This is a genomic window from Clavibacter sp. MX14-G9D, assembly GCF_032917815.1.
In the GTDB taxonomy this organism is placed as follows: domain Bacteria; phylum Actinomycetota; class Actinomycetes; order Actinomycetales; family Microbacteriaceae; genus Clavibacter; species Clavibacter michiganensis_K.
Map to the genome: position 1 here is coordinate 1 of NZ_JAVCVL010000394.1, position 1,001 is coordinate 1,001.

Annotated in this window: 1 protein-coding gene; it reads left to right on the forward strand. The window is 76.0% G+C overall.

The window, feature by feature from the left end; translation table 11 throughout:
• A partial coding sequence (locus Q6969_RS15910) for a sortase (RefSeq protein ID WP_317231310.1) occupies positions 1–1,001 on the forward strand: 1,001 nt, incomplete at both ends.

Here is a 1,001-nt window from a genome sequence, read left to right on the forward strand (position 1 = left end):
CGAGGCCGCCCCGACCCCCGCCCCCACCGAGGTCCCCGAGGAGGGCGCACCCGCGCCCGTCGTCGACGCGCCCGTCGAGTCGACGCCGGCCCCGGCCCCCACGACCGGCACGCCCGCCCCCGGCGCCCCGACCCTCGAGCCCACCGTGCCCGTCGTCGAGCTGCCCTTCACCTGGACCACCCCCGACCGCGGCGTCGCCCTCCCCATCACCGAGGCGGTGCCGTTCGCCGGCACCGGCACCGCGGGCAGCATCGTGACGGCCAGCTACTTCAACGCCGTGGGCGTGAAGTCCATCGCGGGCATCGGCATCGTCGGAGCGGACGGCTCGTACGCGTTCCCCGCGAGCTTCACCGAGCTGCTCGAGGGATCCCGGACCGCCAGCGTCACGCTCACGCAGGTCGGCCTCGACCTCACCGTCAAGGGCGAGATCCGCGGCCTGGTGCGCTTCACCGAGGCGCCCGTCGGCCCGTTCGTCCGCGCCGAGGCGTCGTTCTCGACCATCTCCCCGATCACCGTCACCGAGGCGACCAGCCTCCTCGGGGGCCTCAAGGTCTCCGCGACGGGCTACCTGCGCTACGAGGCCGTCGAGGTCACGGTCACCGCGCCCGACGGCCGCGTCATCGAGATCAGCGACGCGAACTCCGGCGTCGGCGTGGGCACGCGCTCGCTCGAGGACCTCGTGCGCGCCGACGTCGACGGCACCTTCGCGCAGCCGATCATCCTGTTCGGCGACGTCCAGCCGGGCGTCTACACGGTCTCCGTCGCCGGCCTGGAGTCGGGCCTCACGCAGGGCGGCACGGTCGAGCTGACCGGCGCGGACGCGGGCGGACCTGTCCTCCCGGGCGTGCCCACGCTGCCCGGCACGCCGACCCCGGCGCCCGCCGCGCCGTCGATCGAGCCCGCGGGCACCGCCCCGAAGCCGATCCACAAGCCGGCCGCGCACCACGGCGAGACGCTGCCCGTCACGGGCACCGACGGCGCGGCGGCCCTCGGCCTCGGCG